This is a genomic window from Glycomyces artemisiae (genome assembly GCF_003002955.1).
In the GTDB taxonomy this organism is placed as follows: Bacteria; Actinomycetota; Actinomycetes; order Mycobacteriales; family Micromonosporaceae; genus Glycomyces; species Glycomyces artemisiae.
This window is the reverse complement of record NZ_PVTJ01000001.1, coordinates 293389-310122: the sequence shown is the minus strand read 5'-3', so window position 1 is coordinate 310122 and position 16734 is coordinate 293389. Positions and strand designations below refer to the sequence as shown.

Sequence of the window (16734 nt, the reverse complement as noted above, 5' to 3'; positions counted from 1 at the left end):
CGCGATGGATTGGCAATTCGTATTCAGCCAGGCGCTCACGCAGGCCATCGGTCCGACGATGCTGGTGTACGCGCTCGGCGCGATCGGCCTGAACCTCCAGTTCGGCTACACCGGTCTGCTCAACTTCGGGCAGGCGGCGTTCGCGGCGATGGGCGCGTACGGCCTGGCGCTCAGCGTGGTCGCGATGGGCCTGCCGTTCTGGTGGGGCATCGTGATCGGGCTGCTCGCGGCGTGCGTGATGGCGCTGCTGCTCGGCATCCCGACGCTCCGATTGAGAGCCGACTACCTGGCGATCGTGACGATCGCGGCGGCCGAGATCGTGCGGCGCATCGCGCGCGCGACGGTCTGGTCGGACACCACCGGCGGCTCGGACGGCATGCGCGGCTTCTCGGAGCCGTTCTTCGAGATGATCCCGTGGGACCGCGACACGACCTGGTCGTTCCTGTTCGTGTCGATGGACAACGGCCGCCTGGCCGTGGACTTCGGGATCTTCGAGCTCCAGTACTCCTACCGCGACACCTGGGTCATGATCGTGGGGTGGACGCTCGTCGCGGTCATCCTGGTGGTCATGGCGTTCCTCATCCACAGCCCGTGGGGCCGGGTCCTCAAGGGCATCCGCGAGGACGAGGAGGCCGTGCGCAGCCTCGGCAAGAACGTCTTCGCGTACAAGATGCAGGCGCTGGTCCTCGGCGGCATCATCGGCGCGATCGCGGGCTTCGTGTTCGCGCTCAGCCGCGCGAACGTCCAGCCGGACGCGTTCACCACGGACTTCACGTTCTACTTCTACGTGGTGCTCATCCTCGGCGGCGCGGCCCGGATCTTCGGGCCGGTGCTCGGCGCGGCGCTGTTCTGGTTCCTGTACAACATCCTCGCGCAGGGGCTCATCCAGGCGATCTCCGCCGACGTGATCCCGCCGAGCGTGATCGACTCGACGCAGGTGGGCCCGCTGGTGTTCTTCCTGCTGGGTCTGGGAATGGTCCTGCTGCTGATCTTCCGGCCGCAGGGGCTCATCGGCAACCGGAAGGAGCTGATGTTCGATGTCCGATGACGTGAAGGCGGGCGTCGCGGCGGCGAAGGCGGCCCTCGCGGGCGTGCCCGCCGAGCCGGGCGCGCCGAAGCAGGACGCGATCCTCACCGCGACCGGGGTGCGGCGCGCGTTCGGCGGCCTCGTGGCCGTGGACGTCGCGCACATCGAGGTCCAGCGGGGCGCGATCACCGCGCTGATCGGCCCGAACGGGGCGGGGAAGACCACGTTCTTCAACCTGCTCACCGGGTTCGACCGGCCGAGCCGCGGCTCGTGGGAGTTCGACGGGCGCCGGGCCGACCGGATGCGGTCGTACCAGGTGGCCCGGTCGGGCATGGTCCGCACGTTCCAGTTGACGAAGGCCCTGTCGCGCATGACGGTCCTGGAGAACATGCTCATCGGCGCCGACCGCCAGCGCGGGGAGCGCCTGTGGGCGGCGCCGTTCAGGTGGCTGTGGCTCAAGGAGGAGGCGCAGAACGCCGCCCGGGCCCTGGACCTGCTGGAGCGGTTCAAGCTGGCGGACAAGCGCGACCACTACGCCGGGGAGCTCTCCGGCGGGCAGCGCAAGCTCCTTGAGATGGCGCGGGCGCTCATGCTCAAGCCGAAGATGATCATGCTCGACGAGCCGATGGCCGGGGTGAACCCGGCGCTGAAGCAGTCGCTGCTGGAGCACATCAAGGACCTGCGCGAAGAGGGCATGACCGTGCTGTTCGTCGAGCACGACATGGACATGGTCCACGAGATCGCGGACTGGGTGGCCGTCATGGCGGCCGGGCAGCTCATCACCGAGGGGACGCCGGACCAGATCTCGGCCGACCAGCGGGTGATCGACGCGTACCTGGGCGCCCACCACGACGCGGCACAGCATTAGGAGGCGTGATGAGCGACAACGAGACCGAGGGGATCGGCCCGACGGGCGCCCCCATCGACGAGGCCGCCGAGTCGTCCACCGAGGTGTGCAGCCGCGAAGGGCACCTGGCGGCCTCGCAGGACGCGCTGCTGCGCGCCGACGAGGTCGTCGCGGGGTACCTCCCGGGCGTGTCGATCCTGAACGGGACCGACCTGTACGCGAACGAGGGCGAGCTGGTCGGCATCATCGGCCCGAACGGGGCCGGGAAGTCGACGCTGCTGAAGGCCATGTTCGGCCTGGTGGGCATCACGTCCGGGAAGGTCGTGCTGCGCGGGGAGGACATCACCAACCGCAAGGCGCACCAGCTGGTGCCGCTGGGGGTGGGGTTCGTGCCGCAGACGAACAACGTGTTCGCGGCGCTCACGGTCGAGGAGAACCTCGAAATGGGGGTGTTCCTGCGGCCCAAGGCGTTCAAGGAGCGGTTCGAGTTCGTGACGGACCTGTTCCCGGTGCTCGGGGACCGGCGCGCGCAGCGGGCCGGCTCGCTCTCGGGCGGCGAGCGGCAGATGGTGGCGATGGGCCGGGCGCTCATGATGGAGCCGTCGGTGCTGCTGCTGGACGAGCCGTCGGCGGGCCTGTCCCCCGCGATGCAGGACGAGGTCTTCTTCAACACGAAGCAGATCAACCAGACCGGCGTCACGGTGGTCATGGTCGAGCAGAACGCGCGGCGGTGCCTCCAGATCTGCGACCGCGGCTACGTGCTGGACCAGGGCCGCAGCGCCTACACCGGTCCCGGTGACGGCCTGATCGACGACCCGAAGGTCGTGGAGCTGTACCTCGGCACGCTCGGCCGGGCCAGCTAGCGGAGAGCAAGGCGGAGCCCCCCGGGTCCTGTGGTCCCGGGGGGCTTCTTTTGGCTTGCGCCGCTTCGGTTAGCTCAGCTCGCCGAAGGTGTAGGTGAGGTTCTCGTAGGTGTTGTCGGGCAGGTACTGGTAGACGCCGATCGTCGCCGCGTTGACGTCGCCCTCGGGCGAGAACTCGATCGGGCCGGAGTAGCCCTCGTAGTCGATGTCGGCGGTGTTGTCCTCGGCGAGCAGCTCGGCGCACTCGGTGAAGCCGGTGCACTTGGTGCCGCCGCTGGAGACGTCGATCAGGTTGTCCTTGATGGTCTCGGAGTCGATGCTGTCGCCGGCGATGGCCGCGAGGGCGACGAGCGAGGTGGCGTCGTAGGACTCGGGGCCGTACGTGAAGTCGGTCAGCTCCGGGTCCACTTCGAGGAGGCGGTCGCGGATCTCCGCCGGGTCGGCGCCCGGGAAGGTGCCCTTCGCGCCCTCCATGAAGCCGGCCGGGAAGGTCTCGCTGTAGTCGGCGAGGTTGCCGTCGACGAGGTACCAGGGGATGTCCTGGGCGCTCAGGCCGCCTTCGGCGAGGGCCGGGCCGAGGTTGACGATCTCGTTGAAGGTGACCAGGACGATCGCGTCGGCGCCGGAGTCGGCGACGGCGCTGACCTCGGCGGAGAACTCGGTCGCGGTCGGGTCGTAGATCGTCTTGAGGACGACCTCGCCGCCGAACTCGGTGAAGTTCTGCTCGACGGAGTCGGCCAGGCCGGTGCCGTACGCGTCCTGGAGGGCGAGGATCGCGATCTTCTCGTGGCCGTCCTGGATGATCGTGTCGGCGAGGACGCGGCCCTGGAGGACGTCCGAGGGCGCGGTGCGGAAGTAGTAGTCGCCGCGCTCATAGGTGGTGAAGTCCGGCGACGTGTTCGCCGGGGACACCTGGACGATGCCCTCTTCGTACAGCTTGTCGATGAACTGGAAGGAGACGCCCGAGGAGGCCGCGCCGATGACCGCGTGCACGCCCTGCGCGATGAGGGCGTCGGCGGACTGGCTGGCGATGTCGGTCGAGGTGTCGCCCGAGTCCTGGTCGAGCACGTCGACGCAGCTGCCGAGGACGCCGCCGTACTCGTTGATCTCCTGCTGGGCCAGGTGGACGCCCGCGAATTCGGGCGGGCCGAGGAAGGCGAGGGAACCGGTCTGCGGCAGGATCGTGCCGATCTTCAGTGCGTCGTCGCTCTCGGTGCATTCACCTCCGGACGCCGACGGGTCCTCGTCCTCGCCGCAGGCGGCCAGCGACAACGCTGTGATGCCGGCGGTGGCTACAGCGAGCAGTGCTCGGGGAAAGCGAGCCATGGTTTCTCCTATTGAGTGTTCGAGATGGATCCGCAGGTGGACATGGAGGTTGACGTGATCCGAGTTACACCCTATGGCAGGCGGGGAGTGGATGCCACATGCCGTGCCCGAACCCGTTCCAGTTCGTGATGGCTCCGTGACCTTGCCGATCCGGTATTGCAATCGCTTTGCGGGGAAGGAAAGCCCGCGTTTCGCAGCGGCCTCGGGAATGTTCCCCCGCGAGGGGGAGGCGGTTCGCCCGCGCGCGGGAGGGGCCGGGGCGCGTCCGCCGCGAGGCTGAAGGCATGACAACGCAACCCGCCACCCAGCGCTTGGAAAAGCTGCGCCCCGAACGGCACCGCCGCACCGGACGCGCCGCCCTCGCGGCGTTCCTGTGGTCCCTCACCGTGATCCCCATCGGGCTCTGGCAGCTCCTCGACCCCGCGACCGGGCCGTTCTCGCACGAGCTGTACGACCCCACCGTCCGCCTCCCCGAGGCCGTCCCCGACTGGGCCGGACCCGCCGCGCTCATCGCCGCCGGGGTCCTCGGCCTCCTCGCCGCCCGCTCGACGCGCTGGGCCCTCCCGGCCCTGTTCGCCGTCGCCTTCGGCGTCGTCATGAGCACCACCGCGCCGATGTCCCTCGCCGGGTACCTGTGCGCGCTGTTCATCCCGCTCCTGATCGCCGCGAGCCCGGTGCTCATCGCGCGCGGGCCCATCGCGAAGACGATCGCGGGCCTCGCCGTCGTCGGTGTCTTCACGGCCCTGGGCCTCACCGGGGTGATCGACTTCCCCGCCGTCGGCGACTTCCTGTCGATGCTCGGCGGCCGCTTCGCCGACATCGCCGCCTACATGCTCGTCCAGGTGTGGATGACCGTCGGCGGCGGCATCTGGGCCGCCCTGGCGCTCACGCTGCTCCTCAGCGGACGCGACGGGCAGCCCGCGCCCGCATGGCTCGCCCCCGAGCGCGCCGCCCGCTGGGGCCGCACCGCCGCGTGGATCGCGTTCGCCTGCTCGCTCCCCTACGGGCTCGTGCGCATGTCGTGGCTGACGCCGTGGGCGTGGATCGGCGGCCCGCTCGACAGCTCCATGATCGACCCGGCCACCCGCGTCTGGGGCCTGTGCCTGGGTCTCGCGGCCCTCGGCGGCGGCGTGCTGTGCCTCGGCATGACCTACCGGTGGGGCGTCCGCTGGCCGTTCTGGATGCCCGGCCTCAAAGGCCGGCCCGTGCCGCCGATGGTCGCGATCGTCCCCGCCTCGGTCATGGCCGCGATGTTCACGTTCATGGCGCTCCCCTTCGCGGCCTTGGCGATCCGCCAGGACGCGCCGGAGCTGATCTGGTCGTTCCCGTTCTACGTCTGGGGCCCGGCCCTGGGCGCGGCGACCCTCGCCTACGCGATCCGCCGCGGCGTCGTCCAGCCCCGCTGAGCGGCGGCGAAGGGCCCCGAGGCGATCCCTCGGGGCCCTTCGCCGCGCCTTCAGCCGTGCAGGCGCCGCGCGATCGACACCACGCGCTTGGTCTGGATCGCCACCGCGGCGCGGTCCTTCTCCGACACCGGGCCCTTGAGCCCGATGTGGCTGGCGCCGTAAGGGTTCCCGATCTCCACGTCGAACTGGAGCGGGTCGGTGTAGCCGGGCGAGACGATGATCGCGCCCCAGTGGTAGAACGTGTTGTTCATCGCGAGGATCGTCGACTCCTGGCCGCCGTGGCTCGTCTGCGTCGACGTGAACGTCGACATCACCTTGTCGGCGAGCCTCCCCTCCTGCCACAGCGGGCCCGTGATGTCGATGAACTGCTTGATCTGCGCCGTCGGCAGCCCGTACCGCGTCGGCGTGCCCCACAGGACCGCGTCGGCCCAGTCGAGGTCGTCGAGCGCCGCCTCCTCGACGTCGGCGGTGGCCTCGGCGTGCTCGGCCCATGCCTCGTTCGACGCGATCGCCTCGGGCGGGGCCAGCTCGCGCACCTTCCGCAGGCGCACCTCGGCGCCGGCGTCCCGGCCCTCCCTCGCGGCGGTCTTCGCCATCTCGTAGACGTTCCCGGTCTGCGAGTAGTAGATGACGGCCAGCTTGACCATGATGCGTCCCCCTTGCGTGAGAATCGGTGTTGACCCTGGCACAGTCGTTCCCATAGGGTTGCCCTCGCAACAGATTCCACACAATCCTGCAAATTTTTTCAAAGGAAGCAATCACATGCTGGACATCCTGGTCGTCGGCGGCGTCGGCGTCGACACCATCGTGCGCGTCCCGGAGATCGCGATCGGCGACGGCGACTCCACGCACGTGGAGCCGATCCTCGACTACGTGGCGCACACCGGGAACGGCGTCGCGCTCGGGTGCCTCCACCTCGGGCTCGCGACCCGGTTCATCGACTACATCGGCGACGACGAGCAGGGCGCGCTCATCCGCCGCCACTACGACGCGCACGGGCTGGACTTCCGCTACCTCATCTCCCCCAACGGGACCTCCCGCTCGGTGAACCTCGTCGACGCCGGTGGCCGCCGCTACTCCTTCTACGACTACCGCCACGACCCCGACCTGCGGATGCCCGAGTCCTTCTTCGGACCCCATGTGGCCGAGGCGAAGCACGTCCACGTGTCGATCCCCAACCACACCCGCGACGTGCTGGCGGCCATCCCCGAGGGCGTCACCGTCTCCACCGACCTGCACGGCTGGGACGGCGAGGCCGAGCACCAGAAGGACTTCGCACGCCGCGCCGACCTGGTGACCCTCTCCGCGGCCCGCCTCGGCGGCGACCCGGAGAAGGCCATGCGCTGGATCATCGACAACGGCCGCGCGGCGGTCGTCATCGCGACCGACGGCGAGCACGGCGGCTACGTCCTCGAACGCGGCGGGTCGCTGGAGCGGTACCGGGCCATCGACCCCGTGGCCGAGCTCGGCGCGGTCTCGCCGGAGTGGGCCGAGTGGGCGCCGGTGGACTCCAACGGCGCGGGCGACGCGTTCGTGTCGGGCCTGCTGTGGGCGCGCGGCAAGGGCTACGGGCTCGCCGAGGCCCTCGACGCGGGCCGGATCTCGGGCGCGTACGCGTGCCGCACGAAGGGCACGAGCACGGCCCTCATCTCCGACGCGCTCATGGCAGAAAGTCTTGCGGCCCTGAAGTAGTCAAGGTCGGCCGCCGTCCGCGGGCGGCGGCCGACCCCCTACTGCTGCTCGGTGCCGCGGTTGGCGGTCATGGCCTTCGCGCGGGCGATCACGTCGTCGAACGGCGACGGCTCGGCCGGGCTCGGGCGGACCGCGTCGCGGTGCTCGGGCTGGACCACCAGCATGAACAGGCACCCGACCGCGGCGGCGACCACGGGCGCGCCGATGCCGATCTCGGCGACCGGCCAGTTCCCTGCGTGCGCGCCGGTCGCGATCATGTATGCCGCCCACACCGGGACCGCCCAGCCGCCCGCGAGGACCATGAGGTCGCGGCGGCGCCGCAGCTCGGGCCGGATGAGCCAGATGAGGAAGTCGAGCCACGCGCCCGACAGGAGCAGCACCCACACGTAGGCGCCGTTGTCGAAGCCGGTGAACGCCCCGGCCATGATGCACGGGTACGCGAACGCCACGGTGAAGAACCCGAGCGGCAGCCGGAACCGGCCGGTCGTGAAGACCGCCAGCGCGAGCACGAGCACCGTCGTGAACACCATGCCCGCCACGGGGCCCGAGTCGTAACCGAAGCGCCCTTCGAGGGCCACGCCCGTGGCGAACGGCGTGTCGGTGAACGGGACCAGGTAGTTGAGGAACAGCACGAGCGTCGCGATGGCGAAGCCGAGGGACAGCGCGGGCGCGGCGAGGCGCGCTTCGATCGGGATCGGCTCGGGCTCGACGGAGAGGACCTCGCGCCGCCACGCGGACAGCCACGGCGCCAGGGCGATGAGGCACCCGGCGGCGGCGAGGCCGAGGTGGGAGGGGCTGAAGAAGATGTCGAGGTCGGCTTCGACGCCGAGCAGCTGGTGCCAGATCATGTCGGCGATCCCGGAGACCAGGAACAGCGGGACGCCGATGATCGCGGGGCCGTAGCCGTGGGGGACGGCGGCCATGCCGGTGCGCCCGTCGGCGCGGTGGGCGCGCACGAGCATCCAGGCGATCCATGCGGCGGTGGCGAAGAAGCCGGTGTAGAACGCCAGGTGCCACCAGGTGAAGAAGGACTCGGCCCAGCCGCGGGCGTGGGCGTTGACGTCGAGGATCAGCCCGCCGATGAACCACGCGGAGAACGCGGCGGTGGTGAGGTCCTGCCACCAGGCGGCGAAGACGCGGGGCTGCCGGGAGTCGGCCAAGAGGTGCATCTTGTACTCCAGCAATCGGTCAAGGGGGGTGATGGCCATGAGGCCATCATGGCCCACCGCGACCAGCGGCGCAATCGCCGGATCGTCACGGTCTGCGCACTGTGCTCACACGAACCGCACGAGGAACAGCTTCGGCCAGTGCTTCCCGGTGATGTAGAAGGTGCCGTCTTCTTCGGCGGCGGCGATGCCGTTGAGGACGTCGGCGCCCGCGGCTTCGTCGTCGCTGAGGAGCCCGGCGGCGTCGACGACGGCGCAGACTTCGCCTGTGGCGGGGTCGATGCGGACGATCTGGTCGGTCTGCCAGAGGTTGGCCCAGACCTGGCCGCCGGTGCATTCGAGCTCGTTGATCGAGTAGACCGGTTCGCCGTCGAGGGTGACCTTGACGGTCCCGGTGGGCTCGAAGGTGGCCGGGTCGCGGAAGGTGAGGGTGTCGGAGCCGTCGCTCATGACGAGCTGCTCGCCGTCGTAGCAGATGCCCCAGCCCTCGCCGTCGTAGTCGACGGTCTCGACGATTTCGAGTGTGGCGGGGTCCCTCTTGTAAGCGTGGTGCTCCTGCCAGGTGATCTGCCAGACGGCGTCGTCGGTGAGGGTGAGGCCCTCTGCGAAGTCCTCGGCGGGGAGGTCCTGGGAGGCGAGCACTTCGCCGGTGGCGGGGTCGGTGATGCGCACGTCGGACTCGCCGTAGAGGCCCGCGGACTCGTAGAGGACCGCGCCGTATTCGGGATGCTCGGCGAGTTCGAGGCCCTGAGTGAACGAGCCGGGGTCGTGCGGGTAGGACTCGATGACCTCGACCGTGAGCTCCTCGACCTCGCCCGCCGCGACCGCCTCGTCGGGGACGGTCACGGATTCCTGGGCGTTGGCGTCGCCGGTGCTGCACGCCGCGAGGGCGAGGAGCCCGGCGGCGGTGAAGGCGAGGCCGTGCCGGGCCGCCCGCTTCTCATCGAACACTGAACTCATCTCCAGGTGCTTCAGGGGTGATGCCTCGTACCGTATCGGTCATGGCAAACGAGGACAAGACTTCCGTGCGAAGCGTTTGCCGTGCAACGGGGAGGGCATCGGGGGCCGACCTCGTCCGCGGCACCGGGAGGGGTCGGCTCGCAGGCCGCTCTCAGCCCTTGCGGCGCCAGCGGGCGACGGTCGCCGCGACGGTGACGTCGATCCGCTCGGGGAGCGCGGCGACGGCCGCGTCGAGCTCGGCGGGGCCGTGGTGGCGGGCGCTGGGGCCCATCCCGACGAGCCGGCGCACGTCCTCGTGTCCGAGGCCAATCGAATAGGAGATCTCGTCGGCCCGCTCGGCCTCGAACACCGAGCCGAGCTGGTCGGCGGTCCGCTGCGGTTTGGCGGGGTCGACGCTCAGCAAGTCCAAGGCGTCGACGAGTTCGCGGAGGTGGTCCAGCCGGGGGGTCAGGACCACTAGAGCGCCTCTTGGGTGGAGGACGCGTGCGAGCTCGTCGGCGTTGCGGGGAGCGAAGACGTTCAGCACCGCGGCGGCGGCGCCGTCGCGTACCGGAAGTCGATTCCACGCGTCGGCGAGCACCGCGGCGAGTCGCGCCTGAGTTCCGGCGGCTCGCCGCGGTTCGTCCGTTTCCGCTTGGAGCAGTTGCCGTTTGGCGCAGCGCCGCAGCGCGTACTTGGAGGTGTCGAGGCCGATGCCCTCGCGTCCGGGGGCGGCCGCGAGCGCGGCGGCGAGGTAGTGGCCGGTGCCGCAGCCCGGCTCGATGACGACGCCGGGGGCGTCGGTGAGCGAGGCTTCGGCGACGGCTGTCAGGAGCGGGTCGTAGAAGCCCGCGGAGAGGAACTCCTCGCGGGCGGCGACCTGGTCGGCGGTGTCGCCGGTGGTGGCGTTGGAGCCGGGGGCGAGCAGCGGCGCGTAGCCCTGCTTGGCGAGGTCGAAGGAGTGGCCGGAGCGGCAGGACAGGCGCCGGTCGGCCTGGTCGAGGGCCTGGCCGCAGTTGGGGCAGGCGAGCGCGTCGAGCGCGGGCAGCGTCACGCGAGGGCCTCGGGGTCGATGAGGCGCAGGAACGCGCGGAAGGATGCGGGCATGTCGACGCCTTCGGGATCGTGGAGCCACTGGAACTGGAGACCGTCCATGATCGCCACGACCAGCGGCGCCACCTCCTCCGGGGTGAGCCCGGAGGGGAGCCGGTCACCCCACTGGGCGCGCAGCGTGGCGGCCATCTCGCCGCGCACGCGGCGGTAGCGCTCGCGGAAGTAGGGCTCGGCCGGGTGGTCCTCGGTGACGGACTCGCCGAGCAGGGCGGAGAAGGTGCGGATGATCGCCGACCGGTGCGCGTTGGCCTCGACCACGCCGACGGTCTGGGCCACGGTCATCGGGTTGCCGTCGGAGGAGACGCGGTCGCCGCGGTCCCATTCGTCGCGCATGGTGAGCACCGCGATCAGCAAGTCCTCTTTGGACGGGAAGTAGTGGAGAAGGCCCTGCTGGGTCAGGCCCACCTTCTCGGCGACGGCGGCGAGGCTGGCCCCGCGGTAGCCGCGCTCGGCGATGACCTCCATGGCGGCGCGCACGATCTCCTCGCGGCGGGCCTGCCCGCGGGCACCGTGGCGGACGCCGTGCGGTCGCGGCGGGTTCGGCATTGCTGGCCTCGATCTGGGCTCGGTCTCGATGGCACTCCAGCATAGATAATCACGATTCGGCCACAGGCACTACCGGTCGCTCGGTAGCGGTGGCAGACTCGGGGCGGCGCACCGCAGCGCAGACCGAAGAAAGGCACGCCATGAGCGACTGGACCGTCCCCGCCGACCGGCCCGACTACGAGGAGGCCGTCGAGGCGGCGCTCGCGAAGCTGGACCTGGAGACCAAGGCCGACCTGCTGGCCGGCATCGACATGTGGCGGACCCTCGCCGCCCCCGACGCGGGCCTGCGGTCGATGACCGTCTCCGACGGCCCCATCGGCGTGCGCGGCCGCTTCTGGACCGCCGCCGACCCGTCCCTGGCGCTGCCCAGCCCCACCGCGCAGGCCGCGTCCTGGGACCCGGAGCTGGTGCGCCGCACCGGGAACCTCCTCGCCGCCGAGGCCCGCCGCAAGGACGTCGACGTGCTCCTGGCGCCGACGATCAACCTGCACCGCTCGCCGCTGGGCGGGCGCCACTTCGAGGCGTTCAGCGAGGACCCGTACCTGACCGGGCGCATCGCCGAGGCGTACGTCGCGGGCGTGCAGGAGCGCGGCGTCGGCACCACCATGAAGCACTACGTCGCCAACGACGCCGAGACCGACCGGTTCACCGTCGACAACGTCATCGGCGAGCGGGCCCTGCGCGAGCTGTACCTGCGGCCGTTCGAGATGGTCGCCGCCGCGGTCAACCCGTGGGGCGTCATGACCGCGTACAACACCGTCAACGGCACCACCATGACCGCGCACAAGGAGCTCATGGACGTCCTCCGCGAGGAGTTCGGGTTCGACGGCTTCAACGTCTCCGACTGGGGCGCCGCGCGGCACACCGTCGAGGGCGTCGAAGCAGGGCTCGACCTCGCGATGCCCGGGCCGCTCACCGTGTTCGGGAAGGCGCTGGTCGACGCGGTCCGCGAGGGCCGGACCACCGAGGCGGCCGTGGACGCGAACGTCCGCCGCATCCTCAAGCTCGCCGCCCGTGTCGGCGCTCTCGACGGCGTCGAGGCCGCGGTCACCGGGCGTCTGGAGGCGATCGAGGACCCCGACGCGCTGCTGCGCGAGATCGCCCGGCGCTCCTTCGTCCTCGCCAAGAACGACGTCCCCGCGGGCGACGAGACGCGCATCCTGCCGCTCCACGCCGACGTCGTCCACAGCCTCGCGCTCATCGGCCCCGCCGCGGCCGAGGCCCGCGTCCTGGGCGGCGGCTCCGCGACGGTGTTCCCGCCGCACGTGGTCTCCCCGCTCGACGGCCTGCGGGCCAAGCTCGGCGACCGCGTCGTCTACGCCCAAGGCGTCGACCTGTTCGAGCAGATCGAGGCCGCGAACCGCGGCTTCACGCTCACCGCGCGGCCCGTCGCGAAGGACGGGACGCAGCTGCCCGCCGAACCGCTCGCCAACGGCGACGTCAAGTGGATGGGATACGTCCCCGGCGGCCTCACCGCCGACGAGTTCGACCACGCGCTCGTCGAGGGCCGCTACGTCGCGACCAAGACCGGCGAGCACGTCTTCGGCACCCGCGGCTTCGGGCACCACAAGCTCGTCATCGACGGCGAGACCGTGTTCGACCAGGACCAGGAGTTCGTCAGCGACGACCCGTTCGAGGCGTTCTTCGGCCCCGGCGTCGAGCGCGTCCGCATCCGCCTCGACGAAGGCCAGGAGGTCGAGCTGCGCCACGAGTTCACGCCGTTCGACTTCCCGCCCGGGTTCCCGCCCTCGGTCCTGTTCGGACTCATGCACACCGAGCCGCGGCCCGACGAGCAGACCCTCATCGACGAGGCCGTCGCCGCCGCCCGCGGCGCCGAGATCGCCGTGGTCGTCGTCTCCACCACCGCCCTCACCGAATCCGAGGGCTTCGACCGCGCCGACCTGCGCCTCCCCGGCCGACAGGACGAACTCGTCGCCGCCGTCGCCGCCGCCAACCCGAACACGGTCGTCGTGGTCAACACCGGCTCCCCGGTCGAGATGCCCTGGGCCGCCGACGTCGCCGGCATCCTCCTCACCTGGTTCCCCGGCCAGGAGGGCGGCAACGCCCTCGCCGAGGTCCTCCTCGGCGCCGAACCGGGCGGCCGCCTGACGACCACCTGGCCGAAGACCCTCGCCGACGCCCCCGTGACGCAGGTCGTCCCGGACGACGAGGGCAAGCTCCACTACGAAGAGGGCGTCTTCATCGGCTACCGGGCCTGGCAGCGCAGGGGGACGGTCGAGCCGGCGTTCTGGTTCGGCCACGGCCTGTCCTACACCGACTGGGCGTACGAGTCGATAGAGGTGGTCGGCAGCACCGTCAAGGTCAAGGTGAGGAACAAGGGGGCGGTGACCGGCCGAGAGGTGGTCCAGGTCTACCTGTCCCCGGACGAGTCCGCCGAGGTGGCAGGCGGCATCGAGCGAACCCGCCTGGCAGGCTTCCAGGCGGTGGAAGCGGGCCCCGGCGAAGAAGTCGAAGTGACGATTCCCCTGGAAGCACGCTCGCGGCAGTTCTGGAACGAGCAGACCCACTCGTGGGAGACCGTCCCGGGCACCTGGAAGGTGAAGGCCGGAAGGAACGTGGCGGACCTCCCCCTCGAAACCTTGCTGGTTGAGGGATAAGAGAGAAGGGCGGGATCTCGGGATCCCGCCCTTCATTCTCAGTCTGCTCTGACTCAAAAACCCGGAGAGTCCTCGCGAAGGGCCCGTTCACTCCGCGCAGGGGTGGTGACCCCGGCGGAGTCCCAGGGCTCGGCCTTCGGGGGCTCGTCGGCGCTGGTGGTGAAGTTCTCGATGATCTCGCCGAACTTCGTGTCCTTGATCTTGTCCTGCGCCGCGTTCACGGCCTTCCCCGCCTGGTTGCGCACAGACGAGGCGACCTGCTGGACCTTGTCATTGCCGGCCACCCGGCGCGTGTAGTCGACGATCTGGTCGTACCGCTCGCGGCCCGCCTTCGCCCCCAGGATGTACCCGACCGCGAACCCGGCCACGAGATACCACTTCCGCATAATTGCCTCCCCCGGCCGGCCCTCGGGCCGGACGCTCCTCGTTATCCGTGCGTCCCCCGCACACAGCGGCCATTCTGCCGCATCCCGGGGTGCCCCGCCCGCCCAAGCACGAAACGCACCCCCGATTCCACCCACCCGAGGACCCACACCACACCCACCCCCGTGGCACCCGCCCCCTCCCCTCCTGTACTCTCGTATCCGGTTCGCCACCACGGCAGAACCATTCCCCAATAGCTCAATTGGCAGAGCAGCCGACTGTTAATCGGCAGGTTCTTGGTTCGAGTCCAAGTTGGGGAGCAGACACAGAAAGGCCGGTCATTCATGACCGGCCTTTGCTTTTTTCTCGGTTCTGGTCACGGCTTGTCGGCGGGGGTGGAGATGTCGAGGAGCTGGCGGCAGACCACGGCCGCAGTCCAGGCAAGGGCGAGAAGCATGAGGCCGAAGCCGGCGATCGAAGCGCCGATGAACTGGCCGGCCGGGTTGGACTCGTCCATGCCGCTGTATGAGCTTGGGTCGAAGTCCGTCGTGGCGATCCAGATCACGGTGCCCAGAACGAGCGCGCCGACACCGGTGGAGATCATCCCGGTGAGCAAGGGGTTGTCGAGAGGTTTTCTGTCGTCCATCCGTTGACGGTAGATGGGGCCGGACGGGCTGGGAAGCGCACGAACGGGCGAGCCGGGCCCGGCCTTTCGAGGATCGCCGGGACCCCGAATACGGGCTGCGGCCCATATGGTGGGGGCATGAGGGAATTCGACGATGAAATCGAGAAGGCGGTCAAGCGGGCGGGGAAAGCTGCCGGGTGGATGTTCGCCATCGGAGTGTTGACGCTGTTGCTGGGGCTCTTTGCGAGCTTCGGGACCTATGGGTTCGGGTTCTTGGTGGCACTCCCCGGGGCGGGGTTGATGTTCGCGCTGGGAGTCATCATCAACTTGCAGGGCATGCAGCTCATGGAGACCTGGCGCCAGGGGTGCCGGGACGCGGAGACCTCCGAGCGCTGAAAAGCCCGGGCGAGAAGATCGACCGCCCTCTCGTCTTCTTGTCATACGGCGTTGCTAGTTCCAAGCGGCAGATACCCTCGATCGTTGGGAACCGGTCAGTTTCGCGGTGTCCGCAGGATCCAGCGGCTACCACCATCGAATCGGTCCGGTCGTAAAGCGGACGGCCGTAGCCGACGAATGCCTCCATCATGTGGGGGTCGCTGCCGACCAGGAGCAGGAGCACGGGTTTGCTTCGCAGGAGGCGGTTCCACGCGGTCTACAGAGAGTCTTCAAGCCGCGCATTCTGCTGGAACAGCCAGGAGACCTCATCGACGACCACAATCGAGGCGCGGCCGTGGAGCAGCGCGAGCGCGAGAAGTTCGAACGCCTCCAGCCACGGCGCTCGGGAGCGCCTCGGCTCCGGGAAGATCGGAGACGCGAAGCGCGACCATGACAGTTCCAGCGTTTCGGCGCTACCGCCCCTGCTCGCCTGAAAACACAGCCTCGGCAGTCCAGTCTCTGACTTAGATCATATCTAAGTTCGCTGAGATCTAAGTTGACCAACCCGCCCGCAGAGATCTTCTGCCTGCGAGAACAGACACGCAAAGGCCCTGATCAGCTGAGCCGGCACAGAAAGGCCGATCGAAAATGACCGGCCTTTCGTCATTCCGACCGCTTGGAGCGGCCGATACCGTTCTCCTCGATATTGCACAACATCGCGGTCCCCGCCTGAACCGCATCACTAAACTCGATAAGAAGAGCCTCGCATCAGGGTCGTCGAGCCCGGCCAAGCGAAGCGCTTCCTCTTGCAAGTGACTGGAACGAGCGGCAAGAAACCCCATGTAGTCGTCAGCCAGCGCCGCCTCATAGGCGGCTTCAGGCACCATGCAAGACCGAAGCCGAGATCGGAGAACTCCCTCACCGACCGTTTGCGATATGGATCGCAAGTACTCGGATGGCGCTCGATCTCGAATGCGAATATTACTCATCGAGGTAAGCATCACGATGTTGGCGATGACATTCGTCTTCTTTGCGATATTGGTCGACTTCAAGAATCCGCGAGGAAAGAAGTGATGGAACTCTTTGTCGTTGTTCCAGGCCAACGCCTTGGCCACGTCGATCGCCTGGCCGGTGATGAGGTCGACGGGCTTCTTCTGGCCTAGCATAAGCGCCATCATCTTCGATGTCGCACTGTTAGAGCGGAAGTCTCGGGTCGACCAGATCGACGCCGCAGGCGCCGACGCCGAGGTTTGGATGCTCGAGGTGTCGCCGTTCGCGAACGCGGTGACAGCGTCACGATCCGCGGTCATCTGGCCAGTATTCCAGCCGCCGAAGTAGCTTCCGAGAGTGGTTCGCCAGAACCATCGGATTACTTGGTCGTACTGCTTCGACGTTGGGGAGGGGAGTTGCCGGAACAGCTCGCACAAGACTGCGAATTGGTTGACGTACGGCAACGCCCGTGCGCCGGGCACACCGATCTCGGTGGCAAGGAAGTCGCTGGTGCGCTTGGCAGCCGCTTCAACTGCATTGACTGCCGCGAGAAGATCCTCCTTGCTACGGTGCCGGAGATCGTCAATCGATGCAGAGTCGAACCCATGGCCCGCGGCTGAAGCGATAGCTCGCAGCAGCGTCTTCCGGTCGATCGCATCGAATTGCTTCGGCTCAAGCGAGGCCGAGAGTCGGTCAATGGAGTCGACAAGGTCGAAGGTCGGCTTCCATGTAGCCGCGCGCATCAAGTCGACTATGGTCAGCGGAGTTCCGGTGCTGTTGATACGTTCAAATACGGGGGCGACGTCTTCGATCGACATGTCGCCCAGGGTCACTGTCG

16 protein-coding genes and 1 tRNA gene are annotated in these 16734 nt (G+C 69.1%); 8 read left to right on the top strand and 9 right to left on the bottom strand.

From position 1 onward, the window contains the following. Positions 1–4: 4 nt before the first annotated feature. From B0I28_RS01445 to B0I28_RS01435, 3 genes are read left to right on the top strand one after another with little or no spacing between them, the layout of a single operon-like run. Positions 5–1048: a branched-chain amino acid ABC transporter permease gene (locus B0I28_RS01445; protein WP_106362032.1), complete on the top strand. Its 1044-nt coding sequence runs from the start codon at positions 5–7 to the stop codon at positions 1046–1048. Then, positions 1038–1895 carry an ABC transporter ATP-binding protein gene (locus B0I28_RS01440; RefSeq protein ID WP_106362031.1) on the top strand — a complete coding sequence of 286 codons (858 nt, stop codon included), beginning with the start codon at positions 1038–1040 and terminating at the stop codon, positions 1893–1895. Before B0I28_RS01445 ends, B0I28_RS01440 begins: the two co-directional genes overlap by 11 nt. Before the next feature lie 8 nt (positions 1896–1903). Next, positions 1904–2737, top strand: a complete 834-nt coding sequence (locus B0I28_RS01435) for an ABC transporter ATP-binding protein (protein ID WP_106362030.1) — start codon at positions 1904–1906, stop codon at positions 2735–2737. A gap of 69 nt (positions 2738–2806) precedes the next feature. On the opposite strand, the gene B0I28_RS01430 is transcribed toward B0I28_RS01435, so the two are convergent. Continuing rightward, positions 2807–4063: an ABC transporter substrate-binding protein gene (locus B0I28_RS01430; protein ID WP_106362029.1), complete on the bottom strand. Its 1257-nt coding sequence runs from the start codon at positions 4061–4063 to the stop codon at positions 2807–2809. Between the two features lie 284 nt (positions 4064–4347). Here B0I28_RS01430 and B0I28_RS01425 point away from each other — a divergent pair, with 284 nt between their 5' ends. Next, positions 4348–5469, top strand: coding sequence for a hypothetical protein (locus B0I28_RS01425; RefSeq protein WP_146147937.1), 1122 nt, complete (start codon positions 4348–4350; stop codon positions 5467–5469). Positions 5470–5519: 50 nt separating this feature from the next. Here the strand turns inward: B0I28_RS01425 and wrbA are convergent, their stop codons facing one another. Continuing rightward, a complete protein-coding gene (gene wrbA, locus B0I28_RS01420) occupies positions 5520–6116 on the bottom strand; it encodes an NAD(P)H:quinone oxidoreductase (RefSeq protein ID WP_106362027.1) in 597 nt (198 codons plus the stop codon). A 115-nt stretch (positions 6117–6231) separates the two neighbouring features. Between wrbA and B0I28_RS01415 the strand changes: the two genes are divergently transcribed. After that, positions 6232–7161, top strand: coding sequence for a carbohydrate kinase family protein (locus B0I28_RS01415; RefSeq protein ID WP_106362026.1), 930 nt, complete (start codon positions 6232–6234; stop codon positions 7159–7161). Between the two features lie 38 nt (positions 7162–7199). Here the strand turns inward: B0I28_RS01415 and B0I28_RS01410 are convergent, their stop codons facing one another. The 4 genes from B0I28_RS01410 to B0I28_RS01395 form a co-directional block, all read right to left on the bottom strand. Beyond that, on the bottom strand, positions 7200–8369 hold the full coding sequence (locus B0I28_RS01410; protein WP_106362025.1) for a hypothetical protein: 1170 nt from the start codon (positions 8367–8369) through the stop codon (positions 7200–7202). Positions 8370–8435: 66 nt separating this feature from the next. Next, on the bottom strand, positions 8436–9287 hold the full coding sequence (locus B0I28_RS01405) for a glutaminyl-peptide cyclotransferase (protein ID WP_106362024.1): 852 nt from the start codon (positions 9285–9287) through the stop codon (positions 8436–8438). 151 nt (positions 9288–9438) lie between these two features. Beyond that, positions 9439–10320, bottom strand: coding sequence for a putative RNA methyltransferase (locus B0I28_RS01400; RefSeq protein ID WP_106362023.1), 882 nt, complete (start codon positions 10318–10320; stop codon positions 9439–9441). Next, positions 10317–10925 (bottom strand): TetR/AcrR family transcriptional regulator, encoded by a 609-nt coding sequence (locus B0I28_RS01395; RefSeq protein ID WP_106362022.1) that lies wholly within the window; start codon positions 10923–10925, stop codon positions 10317–10319. The genes B0I28_RS01400 and B0I28_RS01395 overlap by 4 nt, the downstream gene beginning before the upstream one ends. Positions 10926–11065: 140 nt before the next feature. Here B0I28_RS01395 and B0I28_RS01390 point away from each other — a divergent pair, with 140 nt between their 5' ends. Next, a complete protein-coding gene (locus tag B0I28_RS01390) occupies positions 11066–13543 on the top strand; it encodes a glycoside hydrolase family 3 protein (RefSeq protein ID WP_106362021.1) in 2478 nt (825 codons plus the stop codon). Positions 13544–13596: 53 nt separating this feature from the next. Here the strand turns inward: B0I28_RS01390 and B0I28_RS01385 are convergent, their stop codons facing one another. Beyond that, a complete protein-coding gene (locus B0I28_RS01385; RefSeq protein ID WP_106362020.1) occupies positions 13597–13929 on the bottom strand; it encodes a YtxH domain-containing protein in 333 nt (110 codons plus the stop codon). A 224-nt stretch (positions 13930–14153) separates the two neighbouring features. Here B0I28_RS01385 and B0I28_RS01380 point away from each other — a divergent pair. Next, positions 14154–14226, top strand: a tRNA-Asn gene (locus B0I28_RS01380). A gap of 56 nt (positions 14227–14282) precedes the next feature. On the opposite strand, the gene B0I28_RS01375 is transcribed toward B0I28_RS01380, so the two are convergent. Beyond that, entirely contained in the window at positions 14283–14552 is a 270-nt protein-coding gene (locus B0I28_RS01375) for a hypothetical protein (RefSeq protein ID WP_146147936.1), read from the bottom strand. Positions 14553–14669: 117 nt separating this feature from the next. Here B0I28_RS01375 and B0I28_RS01370 point away from each other — a divergent pair, with 117 nt between their 5' ends. Then, positions 14670–14927, top strand: a complete 258-nt coding sequence (locus B0I28_RS01370) for a hypothetical protein (protein WP_106362018.1) — start codon at positions 14670–14672, stop codon at positions 14925–14927. Between the two features lie 530 nt (positions 14928–15457). Here the strand turns inward: B0I28_RS01370 and B0I28_RS01365 are convergent. Beyond that, positions 15458–16714 (bottom strand): hypothetical protein, encoded by a 1257-nt coding sequence (locus tag B0I28_RS01365; RefSeq protein WP_219926494.1) that lies wholly within the window; start codon positions 16712–16714, stop codon positions 15458–15460. Between the last annotated feature and the right edge of the window lie 20 nt (positions 16715–16734).

Excerpts from the sequence above, each read along its gene's own strand:
- B0I28_RS01445 (WP_106362032.1), top strand. The coding sequence starts at position 5 with ATGGATTGGCAATTCGTATTCAGCCAGGCGCTCACGCAGGCCATCGGT.
- B0I28_RS01440 (WP_106362031.1), top strand. The coding sequence starts at position 1,038 with ATGTCCGATGACGTGAAGGCGGGCGTCGCGGCGGCGAAGGCGGCCCTC.
- B0I28_RS01435 (WP_106362030.1), top strand. The coding sequence starts at position 1,904 with ATGAGCGACAACGAGACCGAGGGGATCGGCCCGACGGGCGCCCCCATC.
- B0I28_RS01430 (WP_106362029.1), bottom strand. The coding sequence starts at position 4,063 with ATGGCTCGCTTTCCCCGAGCACTGCTCGCTGTAGCCACCGCCGGCATC.
- B0I28_RS01425 (WP_146147937.1), top strand. The coding sequence starts at position 4,348 with ATGACAACGCAACCCGCCACCCAGCGCTTGGAAAAGCTGCGCCCCGAA.
- wrbA (WP_106362027.1), bottom strand. The coding sequence starts at position 6,116 with ATGGTCAAGCTGGCCGTCATCTACTACTCGCAGACCGGGAACGTCTAC.
- B0I28_RS01415 (WP_106362026.1), top strand. The coding sequence starts at position 6,232 with ATGCTGGACATCCTGGTCGTCGGCGGCGTCGGCGTCGACACCATCGTG.
- B0I28_RS01410 (WP_106362025.1), bottom strand. The coding sequence starts at position 8,369 with ATGGCCATCACCCCCCTTGACCGATTGCTGGAGTACAAGATGCACCTC.
- B0I28_RS01405 (WP_106362024.1), bottom strand. The coding sequence starts at position 9,287 with ATGAGTTCAGTGTTCGATGAGAAGCGGGCGGCCCGGCACGGCCTCGCC.
- B0I28_RS01395 (WP_106362022.1), bottom strand. The coding sequence starts at position 10,925 with ATGCCGAACCCGCCGCGACCGCACGGCGTCCGCCACGGTGCCCGCGGG.
- B0I28_RS01390 (WP_106362021.1), top strand. The coding sequence starts at position 11,066 with ATGAGCGACTGGACCGTCCCCGCCGACCGGCCCGACTACGAGGAGGCC.
- B0I28_RS01385 (WP_106362020.1), bottom strand. The coding sequence starts at position 13,929 with ATGCGGAAGTGGTATCTCGTGGCCGGGTTCGCGGTCGGGTACATCCTG.
- B0I28_RS01375 (WP_146147936.1), bottom strand. The coding sequence starts at position 14,552 with ATGGACGACAGAAAACCTCTCGACAACCCCTTGCTCACCGGGATGATC.
- B0I28_RS01370 (WP_106362018.1), top strand. The coding sequence starts at position 14,670 with ATGAGGGAATTCGACGATGAAATCGAGAAGGCGGTCAAGCGGGCGGGG.
- B0I28_RS01365 (WP_219926494.1), bottom strand. The coding sequence starts at position 16,714 with ATGTCGATCGAAGACGTCGCCCCCGTATTTGAACGTATCAACAGCACC.